Annotated in this window: 24 protein-coding genes; 6 read left to right on the forward strand and 18 right to left on the reverse strand. The window is 64.0% G+C overall.

The genetic code is table 11. The annotated features are described in order from the left end of the window. The first annotated feature begins 49 nt into the window (after nt 1-49). Nucleotides 50-361: a hypothetical protein gene (locus tag NKG99_RS30470; RefSeq protein ID WP_352872883.1), complete on the forward strand. Its 312-nt coding sequence runs from the start codon at nt 50-52 to the stop codon at nt 359-361. Nucleotides 362-497: 136 nt separating this feature from the next. Here the strand turns inward: NKG99_RS30470 and NKG99_RS30475 are convergent, their stop codons facing one another. From NKG99_RS30475 to ureC, 10 genes are all read right to left on the reverse strand, one after another. Continuing rightward, a complete protein-coding gene (locus tag NKG99_RS30475; protein ID WP_352872920.1) occupies nt 498-1445 on the reverse strand; it encodes a transposase in 948 nt (315 codons plus the stop codon). 780 nt (nt 1446-2225) lie between these two features. Next, entirely contained in the window at nt 2226-2993 is a 768-nt protein-coding gene (locus tag NKG99_RS30480) for a class II aldolase and adducin N-terminal domain-containing protein (RefSeq protein WP_352872884.1), read from the reverse strand. 82 nt (nt 2994-3075) lie between these two features. Next, nucleotides 3076-3717, reverse strand: coding sequence for an urease accessory protein UreG (gene ureG, locus NKG99_RS30485; RefSeq protein WP_352872885.1), 642 nt, complete (start codon nt 3715-3717; stop codon nt 3076-3078). After that, nucleotides 3714-4154, reverse strand: a complete 441-nt coding sequence (locus NKG99_RS30490) for a DUF3995 domain-containing protein (protein ID WP_352872886.1) — start codon at nt 4152-4154, stop codon at nt 3714-3716. Before NKG99_RS30490 ends, ureG begins: the two co-directional genes overlap by 4 nt. Then, entirely contained in the window at nt 4151-4822 is a 672-nt protein-coding gene (locus NKG99_RS30495) for an urease accessory protein UreF (RefSeq protein ID WP_352872887.1), read from the reverse strand. Before NKG99_RS30495 ends, NKG99_RS30490 begins: the two co-directional genes overlap by 4 nt. Continuing rightward, nucleotides 4815-5408: an urease accessory protein UreE gene (gene ureE / locus NKG99_RS30500; RefSeq protein ID WP_352872889.1), complete on the reverse strand. Its 594-nt coding sequence runs from the start codon at nt 5406-5408 to the stop codon at nt 4815-4817. The genes NKG99_RS30495 and ureE overlap by 8 nt, the downstream gene beginning before the upstream one ends. 1 nt (nt 5409) lies before the next feature. After that, nucleotides 5410-5634 carry a glutathione S-transferase N-terminal domain-containing protein gene (locus NKG99_RS30505; RefSeq protein ID WP_352872891.1) on the reverse strand — a complete coding sequence of 75 codons (225 nt, stop codon included), beginning with the start codon at nt 5632-5634 and terminating at the stop codon, nt 5410-5412. A 45-nt stretch (nt 5635-5679) separates the two neighbouring features. Next, entirely contained in the window at nt 5680-6273 is a 594-nt protein-coding gene (locus NKG99_RS30510; RefSeq protein WP_352872893.1) for a hypothetical protein, read from the reverse strand. Between the two features lie 57 nt (nt 6274-6330). Further along, entirely contained in the window at nt 6331-6819 is a 489-nt protein-coding gene (locus NKG99_RS30515) for a DUF29 domain-containing protein (protein ID WP_352872895.1), read from the reverse strand. A gap of 236 nt (nt 6820-7055) precedes the next feature. Further along, a complete protein-coding gene (ureC, locus tag NKG99_RS30520; RefSeq protein WP_502911083.1) occupies nt 7056-8768 on the reverse strand; it encodes an urease subunit alpha in 1713 nt (570 codons plus the stop codon). Nucleotides 8769-8977: 209 nt separating this feature from the next. On the opposite strand from ureC, the gene NKG99_RS30525 reads away from it, so the two are divergent. Then, nucleotides 8978-9349 carry a hypothetical protein gene (locus NKG99_RS30525; RefSeq protein ID WP_352872897.1) on the forward strand — a complete coding sequence of 124 codons (372 nt, stop codon included), beginning with the start codon at nt 8978-8980 and terminating at the stop codon, nt 9347-9349. Between the two features lie 129 nt (nt 9350-9478). Continuing rightward, nucleotides 9479-9973, forward strand: a complete 495-nt coding sequence (locus tag NKG99_RS30530) for a hypothetical protein (RefSeq protein ID WP_352872899.1) — start codon at nt 9479-9481, stop codon at nt 9971-9973. Between the two features lie 20 nt (nt 9974-9993). Here the strand turns inward: NKG99_RS30530 and NKG99_RS30535 are convergent, their stop codons facing one another. From NKG99_RS30535 to NKG99_RS30555, 5 genes are read right to left on the reverse strand one after another with little or no spacing between them, the layout of a single operon-like run. Beyond that, nucleotides 9994-10299, reverse strand: a complete 306-nt coding sequence (locus tag NKG99_RS30535; protein WP_352872901.1) for an urease subunit beta — start codon at nt 10297-10299, stop codon at nt 9994-9996. A 2-nt stretch (nt 10300-10301) separates the two neighbouring features. Continuing rightward, a complete protein-coding gene (locus NKG99_RS30540) occupies nt 10302-10895 on the reverse strand; it encodes a HupE/UreJ family protein (RefSeq protein ID WP_352872903.1) in 594 nt (197 codons plus the stop codon). 32 nt (nt 10896-10927) lie between these two features. Then, complete coding sequence (locus NKG99_RS30545; RefSeq protein WP_352872905.1) at nt 10928-11182, reverse strand: DUF1272 domain-containing protein; 255 nt, start codon at nt 11180-11182, stop codon at nt 10928-10930. A gap of 10 nt (nt 11183-11192) precedes the next feature. Further along, nucleotides 11193-11495, reverse strand: coding sequence for an urease subunit gamma (locus tag NKG99_RS30550; protein WP_352872907.1), 303 nt, complete (start codon nt 11493-11495; stop codon nt 11193-11195). A gap of 28 nt (nt 11496-11523) precedes the next feature. Further along, nucleotides 11524-12357 carry an urease accessory protein UreD gene (locus NKG99_RS30555; protein WP_352872909.1) on the reverse strand — a complete coding sequence of 278 codons (834 nt, stop codon included), beginning with the start codon at nt 12355-12357 and terminating at the stop codon, nt 11524-11526. Between the two features lie 214 nt (nt 12358-12571). Here NKG99_RS30555 and NKG99_RS30560 point away from each other — a divergent pair, with 214 nt between their 5' ends. The 3 genes from NKG99_RS30560 (at nt 12572) to NKG99_RS30570 (ending at nt 14918) form a co-directional block, all read left to right on the forward strand. Continuing rightward, nucleotides 12572-12826: an acyl carrier protein gene (locus NKG99_RS30560; RefSeq protein WP_013528393.1), complete on the forward strand. Its 255-nt coding sequence runs from the start codon at nt 12572-12574 to the stop codon at nt 12824-12826. 5 nt (nt 12827-12831) lie between these two features. Next, nucleotides 12832-14040 (forward strand): beta-ketoacyl-[acyl-carrier-protein] synthase family protein, encoded by a 1209-nt coding sequence (locus NKG99_RS30565; RefSeq protein WP_352872911.1) that lies wholly within the window; start codon nt 12832-12834, stop codon nt 14038-14040. A gap of 173 nt (nt 14041-14213) precedes the next feature. Further along, on the forward strand, nt 14214-14918 hold the full coding sequence (locus NKG99_RS30570) for a glutathione S-transferase family protein (RefSeq protein WP_352872913.1): 705 nt from the start codon (nt 14214-14216) through the stop codon (nt 14916-14918). Between the two features lie 25 nt (nt 14919-14943). Here the strand turns inward: NKG99_RS30570 and NKG99_RS30575 are convergent, their stop codons facing one another. The 3 genes from NKG99_RS30575 to NKG99_RS30585 form a co-directional block, all read right to left on the reverse strand. Continuing rightward, nucleotides 14944-15285, reverse strand: a complete 342-nt coding sequence (locus tag NKG99_RS30575; RefSeq protein ID WP_352872915.1) for a hypothetical protein — start codon at nt 15283-15285, stop codon at nt 14944-14946. Between the two features lie 85 nt (nt 15286-15370). Beyond that, nucleotides 15371-15991, reverse strand: coding sequence for a nucleoside triphosphate hydrolase (locus NKG99_RS30580; protein ID WP_352872916.1), 621 nt, complete (start codon nt 15989-15991; stop codon nt 15371-15373). 241 nt (nt 15992-16232) lie between these two features. Continuing rightward, nucleotides 16233-17336, reverse strand: coding sequence for a hypothetical protein (locus NKG99_RS30585; RefSeq protein ID WP_352872917.1), 1104 nt, complete (start codon nt 17334-17336; stop codon nt 16233-16235). Between the last annotated feature and the right edge of the window lie 363 nt (nt 17337-17699).

Consider the following 17699-nt stretch of genomic DNA (forward strand, 5'->3'; position numbering starts at 1 on the left):
GGCTCCTCGCCTTCCCGTTGCGGACCATCCACCCGTAGTTTTGGGGTAGATGGCCGATCCAGAGATCTCCCGGTTCCCGTACAAGGAGCTTCCGCACATGCCAGGGGCTCAGACCACGCCGGATCGTCCAGGTGCTCGCGAAATCGCGCCCGTCCGTTTTGCCTTCCGCCAGGTTAACGGCGTCGGCATCCGGGATCAGAATCCTTTCGTGGCTCAATGGCTGGCCTATACGCTCCCCTACCGACGCTTCGCCGACATCCTCGCGGAAGCCTGCGCACGGCTCGGGGCCGATGTGGATCGCTACTCCTTCATCGCAGTGGACTCTCACCACCTACTCCTTGCCGGTCTCCCGGCGCACTAACCTGGATTCGAAGCCCTGGGCGGCGCCGCCCCTCATCGCCCTGCCGGGCGGTCGTCGTTCGAAAAGCCAAGCAATTGGCTTTTCGTCCGCTTCGCGGACCACTCCCTCAACTCCCCGTTATAGTAATCTATCGGATTCACACATTTCGCAGTCCGAGGTTGGCGCCGTATTTGATGGCCCAGAATTCGGCGAGGCCGATGCGCATGACCTTTGGGCCGGGCTTGCCGTAGTAGCCGGTCCAGCCGCCCAGGCGGGCGATGACCCAGGCGGCGAAGGCCAGAGAGCCTTTGGGATGGGGATTGCGTTGTCGCTCGGTCTTGCCCTCGAGCTTGGCTGAGACGGCTTCGAGAATGAGTCGGTCGTCCGGTTCGAAAGCATCACCGAGGCGCTGATCGGTATTGCCGTCGCGAGCCTGCACGAGTTGCTTGATGGTGACGGCGGCGATCGTCGCAGCGGCGACGAAGTTGATCATGGCGTGCGGATCGCCGATGTCGGCGGCCTCGATATCGAAGCCTGCCGTCTTGAGGGTGCGGAAGAACTCCTCGATGGTCCAGCGCGACCGGTAGAGGTCGACGATCCTGCGCTCTTCGACCTCGGTGGCGACACAGTGGGTGGTCAGCAGCCGCCAATGCACCGGTTCGCTGCCATATTGCGGTTTCGACACCTCGCGAACATCGACCAGTGTCAAACCGACCGTCTCGGGCACGCCGGATCGGCTCCATTGAGCGGTCGGCGCACCGTCACCGGGGCGAAGCGCAGCGCAAGTTCGGCGTCTCGCGCGCGTCGCCCGGGCGCGGCGGGGATGGTCGCGGCAAAGCGGCCTTGCTCGGGCTGGGCGTCGATGAAGGCGAGCAGCAAGTCCGGCCCTTCTTGCGGCGCCTCGATCCGCCGGTTCTGGCAGGCCCGCACGATCAGCTCGACATTGGGCGGGCGCTCCGCGAAGAGTTCGTAAAAGTCGCTCTCGCGGTCCGACACCATGGTGATGCTGGCCGCACCATCCAGAACCGCGCCGGCCTGCCTTGTTGCGTCGATCCAGCGCTGCGATTCCTTGTCGGCCGTCACCCGCTTGCGTTGCGGCGCCAATTCACCTCCGCTGCGGTTCCAGACCTGCATCGAGACCAGGCCCAGCAGCGCCCCAGTGCCGGCCTCCAACGCCAGCACCGGGTGCAGCAGCAGGCCCGCCACGTTGCCCTTGCCGACCGGGCCATAGCCGGCTCGCGCCCGTCGGCTGCCCAGCACCAACTCCGAGGTGTCTTGCACCGCAACGACATGGCGACCGGCCACGCGCCGTCCGGTCAGCCTTCCAGCATGGAGCGACATCTCTGCCGCCGTTACCGAGGGGTTGCGCAGAAGCCGCGTGAATTGCATTTCGGACGCCCGTTTGCCGCCAAGCCGACGGATACACGATCCAGGCCGCGCCACCAGCGCCCGATGCAAGCAGGCCCCCCTTTTTCCAGGCGGCGATCGCCAAATCGCCCCAGCCCGTACTCGATCCCGGTCATCGACACCTCCATCGATCTTCTCACCGACACAGAATCGACCTTCATCGCAAAACGCAACAGAGATGCGTGAATACGATAGGTATCTATCTATGGCATTCACACATCTCTTTCCGCTCATGGACGGTAGGTCAAAAATGCCAGCATTTTCAACGCCTGCATCCTAGCGCCGCCAAGGGATCATGACGACATCGCCCTCACTTAAGTCTTTGATTTCACGTTTCTTTAGCCGCCGCAGAAAGATGTGTGAATCCGATAGGTCACTATACGGGGAGAAGTGCCCGGCAGGGCGATGAGGGGCGGCGCGACGTTGAAAGTTTCTTCTTTCGACGAAACGGGCGCTAGATCCAGCCCAGAACCAGCCCTCAATTCCGGTAGGCCGGTTCCTGCTCGTCGAGGATCGCCTTCAGCTCGCTGAGATGGCGTTCGGCCTGGCCGGGATAGTCGTCCATCTCGCTTGCCGCCTTCTCGGCGATCGCATCGGATAGCGTGCGCAGCGGGCGGCCGGTCCACAGCGCCTTGATGTAGGTCTCGGCGGCACGCTCGAAGTAGAACATGCGGTTGAAGGCATCGGCGACCGTATCGCCTATGACCAGCACGCCGTGATTGCCCATCACCATCACCTTGACCTTGGGATCGACGAGAAGCTGCGAACAGCGCTCGCCCTCTTCCTCGAAGGCCAACCCGCCATAGTGGGCGTCGACGACATGCCGGTTGAAGAACATCGCCGAATTCTGGTCGATCGGCGGCAGGCGAGAATCGGCGAGCGACGCCAGCACCGTGGCGTGGATCGAGTGCACATGCATGACGCAGCGCGCGTGGCGCACATTGCGATGGATGGCGCCATGCAGGCCCCACGCCGTCGGGTCCGGCGCATTGGGACCGGAGAGCGTTTCTGGATCGTTGGCGTCGATCATCAAAAGGTCGCTCGCCTTGATACGCGAGAAATGCACCTGGTTAGGGTTCATCAGGAACCGCGTCCCGTCGTCATTGACGGCCAGCGAAAAATGATTGGCAACTGCCTCGTGCATGTTGAGCCGCGCCGTCCAGCGAAAGGCACAGGCGAGATCGACACGCTCCTCATGGAAGGGCAGGTTGGTCAGCGTTTCCTTCTGCAGACGGGCGATGCTCATCCTAAAATCCTCCGGTTTTGGCAAGAATGCCGTGGCCAGCCCATGCCCGCAACCGGTTTTGGTTGGTGCAGGGACGGCTATCTCACGCTGCCGTGTCGGCCGCGACGACGGTACGCAGCCCGCCATGCTCGACGATGAAATCGATCACCGCCTGCAGCCCCTTGCCGCGCGACAGGTCGGTGAAGCCGAACGGCCGCTTGCCGCGCATGCGGCCGGCGTCGCTCTCCATGACATCGAGGTTGACGTTCACGTAAGGCGCCAGATCGCTCTTGTTGATCACCAGGAAGTCGGAGCGGGTGATCGCCGGCCCGCCCTTGCGCGGGATTTCTTCGCCCTGGCAGACCGAGATGACATAGAGCGTCAGGTCGGCAAGGTCCGGCGAGAAGGTGGCGGCGAGGTTGTCGCCGCCGGATTCGATGAAGACGATGTCGAGATCCGGGAATTTCCTGTTCATCTCGGCGATCGCCTGCAGATTGATCGAGGCATCCTCGCGGATCGCGGTGTGCGGGCAGCCGCCGGTCTCGACGCCCATGATGCGATCCTCGGGCAGCGCCTGCAGCCGCGCCAGCATCATGGCGTCTTCCTTGGTGTAGATGTCGTTGGTGACGACGGCGATCGAGAATTCGTCACGCAGCGCCTTGCATAGCTTTTCGGTCAGCGTCGTCTTGCCGGAACCGACCGGGCCGCCAATGCCGACGCGCAGCGGGCCATTTGTCTGGGTCATGCGGGAAACTCCGTGATGGCGAGGATGGCAAAGCCGAGCCCGATCAGCAGGCACAGCGGCGAATAATAACGGACATCGAGCCGCGCGAAAGGCTGTTCAGGCGCCAGCCGCCGCCACCACGGCGTAAAGCCGGCGATGCCGCGCCCCAGGAACACCAGCCCGATGAGCAGCGACGTGGCGGCGAGGCCTTCCCTGGGAAACGGCGAGGCAAAGACGCCTATGAGCGCCAGCGGCCACAGCGTCGCCAGGCATAGGCACGCGGCAACGGCAAAGCTGGCGAACGGCGTCGGCATCTCGTCGACGCCGCGAAAGCCGACCACGGCACGGGCGCAGGAGGCCGCATCCTTGCCCGGCCAGATGCCGCCAAGGCCCCAATAGACGTGTAGCGCGGTGATCAGCAGCAGAACGGTCGAAAGCGCGAAGGCGAGGGTGATCATGAGCGGAACAATCGCGAATACTGGGTTTCGTGCTTCATCGCCATGACGTCGGAGACGAAGGCGCAGCCGCCGAGATCATCCAGCGTCGAGCGCGCGGCGCGGGCCGCGGTCGCAACGGCCAGCGGCTCGAAGCCGGCAAGCAGGGTGGTTGCCCTGTTTTGGCCTACGACGCCGAGCCGGATCGCGGCCTGGACGAGGTTGGAGAAAAAGGTCTGCAGGAAGGCGGACAGCGCATCCCGAAGTGCAATTGAATTGCCGCCGGCAATGGCGCCGACGGCGACGCAATAGGCGCACTCGGCCGGCAAGCGCTGCAGCACCGGATTTGGCCAGGCCGCCGCCGCTTTGAGGAAGGCGGCACCCTGCAGCATGGTCTCGGTGTGGCGTTCACGCGAGCCGGCCAGCGCCTCGGCGAGCGCGGCTACTTCATCCAGATCACCGGTGCCGCGTGCTCGCCGCCAGCTTTCGGCGAACAGCACCGCGTCGTTCCAGCCCGAGCCCATCTCGACCAGCGTTTCCAGCCAGCAGGCGAGGCTCTCGGCATCGGCAATCAGCCCGTCATGCACCGCGCGCTCGAGGCCGTGGCTGTAGGAAAAGCCGCCGACCGGAAAGGCCGGCGACAACCACGCCATCAGCCGCAAGAGCGCTATGTTCGAAGGCTGGTCAGTCATGGTCGTGGTGGTGGCCGGCGTGATCGTGCGAATGGGAATGCGATTCGCTGTGCGCGTGAGAATGCGTCTCGGCGTGGCTATGGGCATGCGCATGGCCGTGATCGTGGCTTTGCCCACCATGGCCGGAATAGGCGCCGCGCACCGGCTTGAACGGCTCGGAAACGTCGGTCACCGTGGCGCCGAGCCCTTCCAGCATCGCCTTGATGACATGGTCGCGCAGGATGAGGATGCGCCCGGCCTCGATGCTGGCCGCGAGATGACGGTTGCCGATATGCCAGGCGAGTTCGGCCAGGTGCACGGTGTCACGAGCCCGGATGTCATAGACCTCTTCCGGCGCCGCGATGATCTCGATATGGCCGCCATCCTCCAGCACCAGCCGGTCGCCATCGTTCAGGGCGACGGGCTCGGGCAGGTCGACCAGCACCTTGCTGCCGTCGGCAAGTTCGATGGCGCGGCGGCGCAGATGCCGCTCGTCATGGGCGAGCACGGCCCGACCGGATGGCGCTGTGGTTCCGGCATTGCCGGCGGTCAGCACGGAAACGGCACGCGGGAATTTGGTGAAGTCGGTGTTGAGGTTGAGCTTCATTTCATGGATCCCCGTGTTTGTCCGAAAGATAGACGCAGATCGCCGCCGAGTCCGTCACGGTCAGCTCGCCATCGATCAGGATCGGCACCTTGCCCGACGGGTTGAGCGCATAGGCTTCCGGCGAGCGCAGCTTGACCTCGACGAATTCATAGGGCTGCCCGAGTTCCTCGAGCATCCAGAGAACGCGGCTGACCCGGGATCCACGCGATCCGACGGCCTTGTACATAGGTGAACCCTGCCTTTCCCGAGCAATCTAGACCATCGCGCCCGCTCAGACGATGGTGTCGAAGAGCCGCAGGATGAACGATATCTGATAGATAAGCGCCGCCGCGACAAAGGTGATGTGGAAGCGGCGATCGCGCACCAGGATAGCGACAACGCAGAGCGCGACGAAGACCGGCGTGCGGAACAGGTATTCGCTGCCGAAGCGGGCGAAATGCTCCGGCCCTTTCAGCAGCGTGTCGATCACATCGAGCAGGTAGGTCGCCGCCAGCAGGCCGAAGAACCAGGCCCGGCGCGAATAGAAGAAATCCTCGTAGCTTGTGTAGTCCAGCATCGAATCCGGGAACAGCAGGGCGCAGAGCAGGAACAGCGTGATCGCATAGAAGATGATGAACAGGTACTTGCCGAAGGTCCATGTCTCGATGGCGTAGAGACCGAATTCCCACCACCAGAAGTGCACCAGCATCAAAAGCACCGAGGCGACCCAGGCCAGATGCACGGGATAGAGCCGGTACTGGCCTGGATGCTGGACGATGCGCGCTACCCCCGACAGCAGGCGGGCGACGCCCAGCCCGATCACCATGCCCATGACGATGCGGATGTGCGGAAAGATGTCGTGGGCGGAAGCGATTTCGGTGGCCATGGGGTGGATACTAATGCTCACGACGCGATGAAATATCTGCGACGGGCCACTTCTCGGCTACTCGCGAATAAGTTTATCCGAAGACCACGGCGTACCTGGAAAATAGTCATGGTCTAGAATTTCCCTGATCGCGTATGGACAATCAACAGGGAAATCGCGATCTCTCAAGCCGGTTTCGTCTAGCGCCTTTAATCTTGCTATCTTGAACTCTCGTCCGAGCATCTGCGCCGGATACGCCTTCAGACTCGGACTTTCATCGAGCAGGTTTTCAATCCGATGTCGCTGCTCACGGATTGTGAGCAGCCATCCAGTCTTGCGCTGCTCAGGCTGAAATCCCCATTTGAGCAAATGAAGGATCAAGGTGCCAAGCCTGCTCGCAATTTCCCTTTTGTCGCTCCGCCCCAAGCTCTCGATCTCCTCGGCAAGGTTCTCGCGGTCGAGGTCGGACAGACGACCTTCGCGCAACAGCGCGCCCTGTTCGGCGCACCACTGAGCATAATCGGCCTCATAGGGCGTCAATTGCTGTTTTCGAAAAATCTTGTTCATGCAGCTTATATTGCGCCAAAGGCGCCAGATTTCCAAGTTGGAAGCAGAGAATGCAGGTCGATCAAGGCCATCCAACGACACGTTCTCGATCTCGGTGTTGACAAACCGTGTACGGTTTTGTGCCGACAGCGCCGACAGCTGACAAAGTGCGTGCGCTTTTCTGGGCGCACGGGTGAGAAGCGCGTCTCCTCAGGCACATCTGACCAAATTCACGAGTTTCGGTCGGCATATTGGCCTCAAAACAGAAAATACCTCTGCGCCATCGGCAGCACCGTTGCCGGCTCGCAGGTCAAAAGCTCGCCGTCGGCACGGACCTCGTAGGTTTCCGGATCGACCTCGATATGCGGCGTGGCGTCGTTGAGCACCATCGAATGCTTGCCGATGCCGCCGCGGGTGTTTTCGACGGCGACGAACTGCTTGTCGACGCCCAGCCTGCCATGCAGGCCCGATTCCAGCGCGGCTTTCGAGACGAAGGTCACCGACGAGTTGGTCCTGGCCTTGCCATAGGCGCCGAACATCGGCCGGTAGTGCATCGGCTGCGGCGTCGGGATCGAGGCGTTTGGGTCGCCCATCGGGGCGGCGGCAATCATGCCGCCGATCAGCACCATATCCGGTTTGACGCCGAAGAAGGCCGGGTTCCACAGCACCAGATCGGCGCGTTTGCCGACCGCGATCGAGCCGATATCCTTCGACAGCCCATGCGCGATGGCCGGATTGATCGTGTATTTGGCGATGTAGCGGCGGACCCGGAAATTGTCGTTGTTGCCGGTCTCCTGCGGCAGCGAGCCGCGCTGGCGCTTCATCTTGTCGGCGGTCTGCCAGGTGCGGATCGCCACTTCGCCGACACGGCCCATGGCCTGCGAGTCTGACGAGATGATCGAGAAGGCGCCGATGTCGTGCAAAATGTCTTCCGCCGCGATGGTCTCCTTGCGGATGCGGCTTTCGGCAAAGGCGATGTCTTCCGGGATGGACGGCGAGAGATGATGGCAGACCATCAGCATGTCGAGATGCTCGGCCAGCGTGTTGACCGTGTAGGGCCGCGTTGGATTGGTCGAGGACGGGATCACGTTGGGCAAGCCGCAGACCTTGATGATGTCGGGCGCGTGGCCGCCGCCGGCACCCTCGGTGTGGAAGGCGTGGATGGTGCGGCCCTTGATCGCCGCCACCGTATTTTCGACAAAGCCGGATTCGTTCAGCGTGTCGGTGTGGATCATCACCTGCACGTCGTACTCGTCGGCGACCGAAAGGCAGCAGTCGATGGCCGCCGGCGTCGTGCCCCAGTCCTCATGCAGCTTCAGCGAGCACGCGCCCCCCAGCACCATTTCCTCGAGCGCTGCGGGCAGGGACGCATTGCCCTTGCCCGACAGGCCGATGTTCATCGGGAAGGCATCGAAGGACTGGATCATGCGCGCCATGTGCCAAGGCCCCGGCGTGCAGGTGGTCGCCAGCGTGCCGTGCGCCGGGCCGGTGCCGCCCCCGAGCATGGTGGTGATGCCGCTCATCAGCGCTTCCTCGATCTGCTGCGGGCAGATGAAGTGGATATGCGCGTCGAAGCCGCCGGCGGTCAGGATCTTGCCTTCGCCGGCGATGATCTCGGTGCCGGGGCCGATGATGATGGTGACGCCATCTTGCGTGTCCGGATTGCCCGCCTTGCCTATTGCCGCGATCCGCCCGTCCCTGAGACCGATATCGGCCTTGAAGATGCCGGCGCCGGCATCGACCACCAGTGCATTGGTGATGACGGTGTCGACCGCGCCTTGCGCCCGCGAAACCTGGCTCTGGCCCATGCCGTCGCGGATCACCTTGCCGCCGCCGAATTTTACCTCTTCGCCATGGATGGTGAGATCCTTCTCGACCTCGATGAACAGTTCCGTGTCGGCAAGCCGCACTTTGTCGCCGACCGTCGGGCCGTACATTTGCGCATAGGCGGCACGGGTAATTCTGGCCATCAGCGATTGCTCCCAAAATGAGGTTTGCCGAAATGCGGTTTGCCGAGATGCGGTTTGCCGAGATGCGGTTTGGTTGAATTCCGGCACATTGCCGCCATCCAATGGTCACGCAATGACCCACTGGGCGACACCTTCTGATCCCATTTGGCGTTTGAGGTTAGGGGGTCACCCCAAAACGACCGTTTGCCAATCGATGGAAAGGAAAATCCATGCGCAAAACCATAGTTCTTGCCGCTGCCGCTACCCTGATGCTGGCGGGCGCCGCCGGTGCCCAGCAGCAGCCAGCGCCGGCGCCGACCACGCCCGCTCCGGCCACTCCCCAAGCGCAGCCGGCCGTACCGACGATCCAGAGCGTCAATATCGTCGACATCACGGAACTGCCAAAGGACACCCAGACGCAGGTCAACCAGGTGATCGCCCAGCGTGGCGACGACGGCTTGAAGAAACTGCGCAGCTCGATCGACGCCACGCCCAAGGTGAAGTCCGCGCTTGAGGCCAAGGGACTCAGCTCGGCGCAGGTCATCGCGGCCAGCATGGAACCCAATGGCGCGCTGACCCTGATCACCAAGAAGGCCAGCTGACAGACGGGTTGGGCGGGCCGGTATCCGGTCCGCCTGCCGCATCGGGACGGGAACCTTCGCGGGGCGGGATTCGTTTTGTTGCATTCGCGCTGAACCGCGCCCCGAAACGAATTCCCTCAGGAGCGAGCGATGGCGATCACTCCTTTTTCGGCCCAAAGACGGTTTCAGACCGTCGCCGCAATGGCGTTCCTGGCGGCGGCCGGTCCTGTTGCCGGCCTGAAGGCGCAGGGGCTTGAAAGCACGGAGACCGTCAACCGCATTGTCGGCTCGGAGGTCAAGCAGGAAGAGGCCAAGACCACGGCCGAAGCCGGAAACGTCAACACGGCAATCGACCGGACGCGTGAAAACATCGGCACGGTGCGCAAGACATCCAAGCTCGACAAAGTCGATATCGTGTTCCTGACCGACGCCGCGCGCACCGAAGGCGGCCCGCCGGCGGTAATCGAAAGCAAGATCAAGCAGCATCAGGACGATATTGCGGAATTGCGCAAGGAGATCGAGGCCAACGCGCTCTTGTTCAACGCCATCGAGTCGCGGCGCGTGCTTGTGCAAGATGTCCTCGCCGTCGAATTCGACGATCCCGGAAAGGTCGTCATCTACGCCGCGGCCAAGCCGTCGAACTGAGCCGAGCGCGCTGGAAGATCTCACAACTTGCCCATCACCTTCTGCTGAAATCCGTAGACCTCGCGCTTGCCGCCAAGCGGCACCAGCGTGACGTCGCGCTCCTGTCCCGGCTCGAAGCGCATGGCCGTGCCGGCGGCGATGTCGAGGCGCATTCCTCTGGCACGCTCGCGGTCGAACTTCAGACCCTCATTGGTCTCGAAGAAATGATAGTGGCTGCCGACCTGGATCGGCCGGTCGCCACTATTGGCTACTTTCAAGGTGACGGTCGGCAGGCCCTTGTTCAGCTCGATGTCGCCGCCCGCCGTGATGATTTCGCCAGGGATCATCTTCACACCACACCGAAGACGAGGCCGACACCGATCGCAGCGCATGCGGCACCGGCGGCGCGGGCCAGGCCACGGAACCGGATGCCGAGACCGAGCCCGGCGGCGATGCCGGTGGCATGCAGCAGCGCGGTGGCGACGGCAAAGCCGGCCATGTATTCGAGCCCGCTCGCATTCTCCGGCACTTCGGTGCCATGCGCGTGGCCGTGGAACAGCGCGAACAGGCCGATGATGGCAACGCCGGCCGAGACCGGCAGATCGACCGCCAGGGCCAACAGCAGCCCGAGCACCACGACCGATGCCAGAATGCCCGGTTCGACGAAGGGCAGGGGCATATGCAGCATGCCGAGCGCGCCGCCGGCCAGCATGACGCCGGCAAAGGCCGCCGGCCAGGCAAGAACCGCCTTGCCGCCCTTGAGCGCCGCCCACAGTCCGACCGCGATCATCACCGTCATGTGATCGAGACCGGAGAGCGGGTGCATGAAGCCGGCCGCGAAGGAAGAGGTGGTGCCGATGCCGACATGGGCATAGGCCGGCATGGAAGCCGCCAGAAGTAGAATTGCGGAAAGCGAAGCGCGTTTCATCGGAGCGGAGATCATCGAAATGCCTTCTGGTTAAGGGGTCGCGGTGTTCACGCGGCCTTGCGAGGGCCGCAGCCTTCGGCCTTGAGAACGCGTTTGGTCGAGGCGGGGTATTTCTTCAGCATCGCCACTGGCCGGATCGGCCGTGCCGAAAAATTGCCGCCGCAATTGGGGCACATGCCGCCCAGCACATGCTCCACGCAGTCGGCGCAAAAGGTGCACTCGAAGGTGCAGATCAACGCATCCGTTGCCTCCGGCGACAAGTCCTTGTCGCAGCATTCGCAATTGGGGCGCAGCTCAAGCATCTTCTCGTCCTCACCGTATCGGTTCGTGCACGGTCACCAGCTTGGTGCCGTCGGGAAATGTCGCCTCGACCTGCACGTCGTGGATCATCTCGGCGATGCCTTCCATGACTTGCGCGCGGGTAACGACATGGGCGCCGGCTTCCATCAGGTCGGCGACCGGGCGGCCGTCGCGGGCACCCTCGATGACGAAGTCGGTGATCAGCGCGATCGCCTCCGGATGGTTGAGCTTGACGCCGCGTTCGAGCCGCTTGCGCGCCACGATCGCCGCCATGGCGATCAGCAGCTTGTCCTTTTCCCTCGGCGTCAGGTTCATGCGTTTTCCCAGGCTGGTAGCGACAGGCCTACAGTGACCATAATTTGGGCAACCCCGCCCTTCCGTTGAGCAATTCGACGAGTGGAACCAGCCGCTGGCGCAGCCGGTAGCCATCCCCGGCGTAGAGCCTCGCAAGAAGCTTGCCAGATTTCTTGACGTTCCAGACGCTGGCGCTGCCGTGGTCGCCGACGATCTCCAGAACTGGTTCGAGCAGCGCTTCGGCCCGTGGCGACACCAAAAGCAGCGTCGCCATCGCGATCGCGCCACCGATAACCGCCGGGCGATCGAGCGTTGCGGCGATATCGGGTCCGATGCGGAAATCCTCCGCGTGAATGAGGGAGCCCTCCTGGCGGACGCGCCAGCGGTCGTGGAAATGGCCCTGCGCGGCGCGTTCGCCCATCGCCAGGCGGCCGAAGACGGCGGCTTCCAGCACCAGCGCCTCGGCGCCGGCGGCAAGCTCGACGTCGAGCGTGCGGGCAAAGGCCGCCCGGTCGAAGACGATGGTCTCCTGCGGCAGCCAGGCGATGCGGCCGTTTTCACCGACCGACAAATTGACCCGCACTTCGGCACGGTCGGATGCCGCCCGATAGATCTTCTCGCAGGCCTGGGTCGTGATCGATGCCGATCCGGCCGCGCCGACATCCACGTCCCAGGCGATACGGTCGCCGCCGGTCATTCCGCCGGCGGTGTTGATCAGCACCGCTTCGAGCGGGTCGGCCGAGACTGCCGGCATCCTTATCTTGGCGGCACCGTCCTGATAGAGGCGCCGCAGGCGCGTGCGACCCTCGCCTACGGCGCAGGAAAGCCGCGCCACGCCCGCAACGCGCTGCGTCGAAATCCCGCCATGTTCAGCCGTATCCATGCCTACACGTTAAGCACTCCGCCGGCTTTGTCGATATGGAGTTCGATATAGCTTGTTGCTTGACAACGTTTCGGTTTCTATAGAGGGAACCACCTTGGTACGGCCACGCCGCGCTTGGCGGGGGTATAAAACGACGACGGCGGCTTGATACCAGGAGAAAAGGGGCGCTGCGCAGTTGGCGTCGGGAAACGCGACATAGTGGGGAAGAAACCGAATGGCCGACCAGCTGGCAACGGATATCATCGCGAAGATCAAGGCTCATGCCGAGCCGGGCGGCGAGGAAATCACCACCACCACCGAATTGACCTCGCTTGGTATCCATTCGCTTGAGCTGACCGAGATCATCTTCGATCTTGAGGAAGAGTATGGCATCGAGATCGAGATGAACACGGTCGACGCCTGGAGCAATCTGAAGAATGTCGGCGATATGGTCGAAGCTGTCCGCGCGCTGATCGCGAAAAAAGCCTGAACTGAATGCGGCAGCGCGTCGTCATCACCGGCATGGGCGGCATTTGCGGGCTCGGCACCAGCGCGCCCGCGATCTGGAACGAGATGCGCGCCGGCCGCTCGGCCATAGGCCAGATCACAAGTCCGCAGCTGCATGATCTGAAGGTCAAGGTCGGCTGCGAAATCAAGGCTCTTCCAGATCACGGCATCGACCGCAAGCAGACCGTATCGATGGACCGCTTCAGCCTGCTGGCGACGATCGCGGCCAGGGAAGCCATGCAGCAGGCCGGCCTGGTCTCGAACGAGGCCACCACCTATCGGATGGGCACCGTCGTCGGTGTCGGCGTCTGCGGCTGGGAAGCGATCGAGGAGAACTATCGCGCCATCCTGATCGAGGGCAAGAACCGCGCCGGCATCTTCACCGTGCCAAAGGTGATGCCAAGTGCGGCCTCCGGCCACGTCAGCATGAATCTCGGCCTGCGCGGGCCGGTCTTCGGCGTCACCTCGGCCTGCTCGTCGTCCAATCACGCCATCACGTCGGCCGTCGACCAGATCAGGCTCGGCCGCGCCGACGTGATGGTTGCCGGCGGCACCGATGCGCCGCTGGTCTGGGGTATCCTGAAGGGCTGGGAAGCGCTGCGGGTGCTGGCACCGGACACCTGCCGGCCATTTTCGGCCGATCGCCAGGGCCTGTCGCTTGGCGAAGGTGCCGGCATGGCGGTGCTGGAGAGCTACGAGCACGCCATGGCGCGCGGCGCTACCATCCTTGCCGAGATTGCCGGCGCCGGCCTTTCCGCCGACGCGTCCGACATTGTCGCGCCGACCATCGAAGGACCGACGGCCGCCATGCGCGCCTGCCTGGCCGACGCCGGGTTCAATCCCGAGGATGTCGACTATCTCAATGCCCATGGCACCGGCACCAAGGCCAACGACCAGATCGAGACGGCGGCGATCAAGCGCGTCTTCGGCGACCATGCCTACAAACTTTCGATGTCGTCGACCAAGTCGATGCATGCCCATTGCCTCGGCGCATCGGGCGCGCTCGAGATGATCGCCTGCGTGATGGCGATCCGCGAAGGCATCGTGCCGCCGACGGCCAATTTTCGCGAGGTCGACCCCGATTGCGACCTCGACGTCACGCCGAATGTGGCGCGCGAGCGCAAGGTGCGCACCGCGATCAGCAACGGCTTCGCGTTCGGCGGCACCAATGCGGTGCTGGCCTTCAAGGCCGTCTGATCCTGCATCGGCAATTACACCTGCCCCGGGCGATCCTGATCGTCCCAGAGTCGACCGTCCGTGCACGACGAAACGTTAACCGCCATATTGATCGTGCCGTGTGGCGCGTCTAATTCTTGGCCGCCCCCGCCAAACCGTGCCGCTCGGCGCGAATCCCCATTCAGGAGTTTCCCATGGCCGACCTGTCCGCCTTTCCGATCGCAACGCGCTGGCCAGCCAAACACCCGGACCGGATCCAGCTCTATTCGGCGACAACGCCGAACGGCGTGAAGATATCGATCGCCCTGGAAGAACTCGGCCTGCCCTACGAGCCGCATCTGGTCAATATCAGCAAGAATGAAAGCTGGACGCCGGAATTCCTGTCGCTCAATCCCAACGGCAAGATCCCGGCGATCATCGATCCGAACGGTCCGGACGGCAAGCCGATCGGCCTGTTCGAATCCGGCGCCATCCTGCTCTACCTCGCCGAAAAGACCGGCCTGCTCATGCCCGTGGACGCGGCACGCCGCTACGAGACCATCCAGTGGGTGTTCTTCCAGATGGCCTCGGTCGGGCCGATGTTCGGCCAGGTCGGTTTCTTCCACAAATTCGCCGGTCGCGAAATCGCCGACAAGCGCCCGCTGGAGCGCTATCGCGATGAATCGCGGCGGCTGCTCGGCGTGCTCGATGGCGGGCTGAAGGGCCGCAGATGGATCATGAGCAATGACTACACCATCGCCGATATTTCGCTGCTCGGCTGGGTGCGCAACCTGATCGGCTTCTACGAAGCGCGCGACCTCGTCGGCTTCGACGATTTCGCCAATGTCGCGGCATGGCTGGAACGCGGTCTTGCGCGACCAGCGGTACAGAAGGGCCTGACCATCCCGGCCAGAGCCTGACGCAAACCGGCGAGCTTCGAGAGCGCTACTTTGCCTTCGCCTTCGAGCCGCCCTTGCCCACCATGGATGCCGCAAGCGATGCAGTGCCCCTGGCGGCGATGGCGACGGCGCCCACAGCCACATTGGCCGCGGCCTTGACCGTGCGCATGGCGCTGCCCGATATCGATCCATCGGCGCCTGCCGGCTTTTTGGGCTTTGCGGCTTTCGGCGCGGTTTTCGCGGCGGCTGGCACCACTTTCTTCGGTGCCGCCTTGCCGAATGCGGGCTTGGTGTCCTTGGAACGCGCCGCGACTGCCGGGCCGGCGCCTGCCTTGGATTGGGTTGCCTTGCCCTTGGAGGGCGCGGGCTTTCTTGCCTTCTGTGCCATCGGACGGACTCCCTCTTTGGCAGAATTGCCTTATCGGCGATAACGGCCTGAATGTCTTAAGGTTCCCCTTGCGCGATTCGTAGAATCAAGCGGAAAGGCCGATCACCAGATCGGCGGCCCGGCGTCGAGCAATAACCCGGTCGATATTGGGCATGTCGTTGGAAGCGATCCAGGCGCGCGCATCCTCATCGGAGCGGCCGTGCCCGTGCCAGCGCTCCAGCAGGCGGCGCTCGAGCTCGTCGCGCGGCACGTCGACGAAGATCGAGAAATCGAACAGCGGCGCCAGCCGCGACCACGGCTCCTCGTCGAGCAGCAGGTAATTGCCCTCGACCAGGATGAACTTGGTCTCGGTGGGGATGATCGAGGCGGCGGCGCGCGACAGTTCCATGCCGCGGTCGAAGACCGGGATGGCGATGTCGGATTCGCCGGCCCGGATGCGTTTCAGCAGGGCCTCGAAGCCGGCAAAGTCAAAGGTTTCCGGCGCGCCCTTGCGTGCGCGCAAGCCGCGCTGCTCGAGCACGGCGTCGTCGTAGTGGAAGCCGTCCATCGGCACGACTTCCGCCGCACCTTCGGGCAGCAGATCATGCAGCCTCGCCGACAGCGTCGACTTGCCGGCCCCCGGCGGACCGGCAATGGCGACGATGAAGCGGCTTGCCCTGCCGGCGCGCTTGAAGATGGTGGCGGCGAGATGGGCGATTTCGGACATTGGAGCCTCTCTCTGGCCTTGATCACGGTCACGATAATTCCGCTGCATCTTGTCGCCAGTCGGTGGAAATTTCAAACCGGGATTTATGCAAGCGAAATTGTCAAAGTGAGTGCTGCCCCTCATCGCCCTGCCGGGCACTTCTCCCCGTATAGTGACTGTCATTATACGGGGGAGAGGATGCCGGCAGGCAGGTGAGGGGCGGCGCCAACGTTCCTTGAGAACAAACAGGGAAGCCATCCGATCAAGCTGCCGCCGTTCGCCCAATACGCAGGAAATCGCTGTCAAAGGGGATCTCTCGCGTCGAGCCGCCGCCGGCTGCCAACCGCATGCGGCCATCTGTGGTCGTGACCTGCTGCGGCGGCTCGCCGCCGGACAGCGGCACGGCGCCGATGATATGGCGAAAGGAAACGCTGCGGCCTTCGCCCAGCGCAAAGGCGGTCGCGACCCCTTCGCGCTTCAGCCAGTTGTCGCCGATCGAGGCGGCATGGCCTATCGCCGTGCGGCCATCCTCGATACCGAGCACGCCGCGGTGACGGCCGCTCCAGGGCGCGTAGTCGCGGCCGCCATTGCTGAGCCACAGCATGGTGACCGGCAGCTCGGCCGGGTTCTTCAGCACCAGCACCAGGTCCTCTTCGGCCTGCCGCGCCAGGGCGGTCCAGCCCGGCCCGCCATGATCGGCCTCGACCAGCGTGAGGAAATCCTCGCGGCGGTCGCCCATACGGTATTCCGTCAGGTCGAGCGTGCCGCCGCCGGCGGCGGGGAAATGGCTGAGATCGGTGGAGCGCGCCGGATAGGCCAGTATGAAGCGGCCGCGGGCGGGATCGGGCTCCAGCGGATCGTCCAGCGTCGCGGCGAACCGCTTTGGCGAAAAAGCCAGCCTGCCGCCGCCCTTCATCGCCGTCATCGGGTGATGCGCGACCGAGATCGCGCCATGGCCGCCAGAGAACACATGCTCCTGATAGAGGAAGGGATGGTCGTCGCGCAGCGTCAGGATCTTGTCGACGCTCGCGCCCATCACCTTGTGCCGCAGGCGGTAGACCGCGCGCCAGCCATCTTCTGTCGCCGCGCTCTCGACGACATCCCAGGCGCTGTTGGCCGGCCAGCCATGCAGCGGCGCCTCCTCGACATCGCTGCGTGAAAACGGCGCGCAGAGAAAATCGCCGGACAGCCGGACCGTGCCTTCCGGCAAATCATCCGGCAGCGTCTCGCCCGCGTCGACCCAGGGCGCGCGGTGCAGCGGCTTCAGCTGGCGCCCGCCACTTTCGACGACCATGTCGGCGATGTGGCCGACCGTGAGATCGAGCGAAACCGAAATATTTCTGGCCTTGATGGTGCTGACAGTCATTACGCTCTCACCGATTCTGAAGGCGCAAACAGAACCCGTTCGACGCGGCTTGCGCAAGCGGCGCGACATGCGATTTTGCATCAGGATCTCCTTCACCCTCCCCCTTGTGGGGAGGGTCGGCGAGCGGTCGGAGCGAAGCGGAGATCGTTCGACGGGGTGGGGGGCGCCTACGAGCACCCCCACCCCGCTCCGGGTGGGGGGGGGGCCCCGCCCCCCCCGCCGGTGGGGGGGGGGCGGGGGGCGGGGCCGCCGGCGGGCGCGGGCGGGGGGGGGCGCGGCGCCCCCCCCCCCCCCCCCCCCCCCCCCCGCCGCGCGCGGGTTCCCCCCCCCCCCCCATTGGGGGGGGGCCCCCCCGCGAAGCGG

It is taken from the genome of Mesorhizobium sp. M1409 (genome assembly GCF_040317535.1).
Lineage (GTDB): Bacteria > Pseudomonadota > Alphaproteobacteria > Rhizobiales > Rhizobiaceae > Mesorhizobium.

What these genes read in the sequence shown, in the direction of transcription:
- NKG99_RS30470 (WP_352872883.1), top strand. Translation starts at nt 50, where the DNA reads ATGGCCGATCCAGAGATCTCCCGGTTCCCGTACAAGGAGCTTCCGCAC.
- NKG99_RS30480 (WP_352872884.1), bottom strand. Translation starts at nt 2,993, where the DNA reads ATGAGCATCGCCCGTCTGCAGAAGGAAACGCTGACCAACCTGCCCTTC.
- ureG (WP_352872885.1), bottom strand. Translation starts at nt 3,717, where the DNA reads ATGACCCAGACAAATGGCCCGCTGCGCGTCGGCATTGGCGGCCCGGTC.
- NKG99_RS30490 (WP_352872886.1), bottom strand. Translation starts at nt 4,154, where the DNA reads ATGATCACCCTCGCCTTCGCGCTTTCGACCGTTCTGCTGCTGATCACC.
- NKG99_RS30495 (WP_352872887.1), bottom strand. Translation starts at nt 4,822, where the DNA reads ATGACTGACCAGCCTTCGAACATAGCGCTCTTGCGGCTGATGGCGTGG.
- ureE (WP_352872889.1), bottom strand. Translation starts at nt 5,408, where the DNA reads ATGAAGCTCAACCTCAACACCGACTTCACCAAATTCCCGCGTGCCGTT.
- NKG99_RS30505 (WP_352872891.1), bottom strand. Translation starts at nt 5,634, where the DNA reads ATGTACAAGGCCGTCGGATCGCGTGGATCCCGGGTCAGCCGCGTTCTC.
- NKG99_RS30510 (WP_352872893.1), bottom strand. Translation starts at nt 6,273, where the DNA reads ATGGCCACCGAAATCGCTTCCGCCCACGACATCTTTCCGCACATCCGC.
- NKG99_RS30515 (WP_352872895.1), bottom strand. Translation starts at nt 6,819, where the DNA reads ATGAACAAGATTTTTCGAAAACAGCAATTGACGCCCTATGAGGCCGAT.
- ureC (WP_502911083.1), bottom strand. Translation starts at nt 8,768, where the DNA reads ATGGCCAGAATTACCCGTGCCGCCTATGCGCAAATGTACGGCCCGACG.
- NKG99_RS30525 (WP_352872897.1), top strand. Translation starts at nt 8,978, where the DNA reads ATGCGCAAAACCATAGTTCTTGCCGCTGCCGCTACCCTGATGCTGGCG.
- NKG99_RS30530 (WP_352872899.1), top strand. Translation starts at nt 9,479, where the DNA reads ATGGCGATCACTCCTTTTTCGGCCCAAAGACGGTTTCAGACCGTCGCC.
- NKG99_RS30535 (WP_352872901.1), bottom strand. Translation starts at nt 10,299, where the DNA reads ATGATCCCTGGCGAAATCATCACGGCGGGCGGCGACATCGAGCTGAAC.
- NKG99_RS30540 (WP_352872903.1), bottom strand. Translation starts at nt 10,895, where the DNA reads ATGATCTCCGCTCCGATGAAACGCGCTTCGCTTTCCGCAATTCTACTT.
- NKG99_RS30545 (WP_352872905.1), bottom strand. Translation starts at nt 11,182, where the DNA reads ATGCTTGAGCTGCGCCCCAATTGCGAATGCTGCGACAAGGACTTGTCG.
- NKG99_RS30550 (WP_352872907.1), bottom strand. Translation starts at nt 11,495, where the DNA reads ATGAACCTGACGCCGAGGGAAAAGGACAAGCTGCTGATCGCCATGGCG.
- NKG99_RS30555 (WP_352872909.1), bottom strand. Translation starts at nt 12,357, where the DNA reads ATGGATACGGCTGAACATGGCGGGATTTCGACGCAGCGCGTTGCGGGC.
- NKG99_RS30560 (WP_013528393.1), top strand. Translation starts at nt 12,572, where the DNA reads ATGGCCGACCAGCTGGCAACGGATATCATCGCGAAGATCAAGGCTCAT.
- NKG99_RS30565 (WP_352872911.1), top strand. Translation starts at nt 12,832, where the DNA reads ATGCGGCAGCGCGTCGTCATCACCGGCATGGGCGGCATTTGCGGGCTC.
- NKG99_RS30570 (WP_352872913.1), top strand. Translation starts at nt 14,214, where the DNA reads ATGGCCGACCTGTCCGCCTTTCCGATCGCAACGCGCTGGCCAGCCAAA.
- NKG99_RS30575 (WP_352872915.1), bottom strand. Translation starts at nt 15,285, where the DNA reads ATGGCACAGAAGGCAAGAAAGCCCGCGCCCTCCAAGGGCAAGGCAACC.
- NKG99_RS30580 (WP_352872916.1), bottom strand. Translation starts at nt 15,991, where the DNA reads ATGTCCGAAATCGCCCATCTCGCCGCCACCATCTTCAAGCGCGCCGGC.
- NKG99_RS30585 (WP_352872917.1), bottom strand. Translation starts at nt 17,336, where the DNA reads ATGACTGTCAGCACCATCAAGGCCAGAAATATTTCGGTTTCGCTCGAT.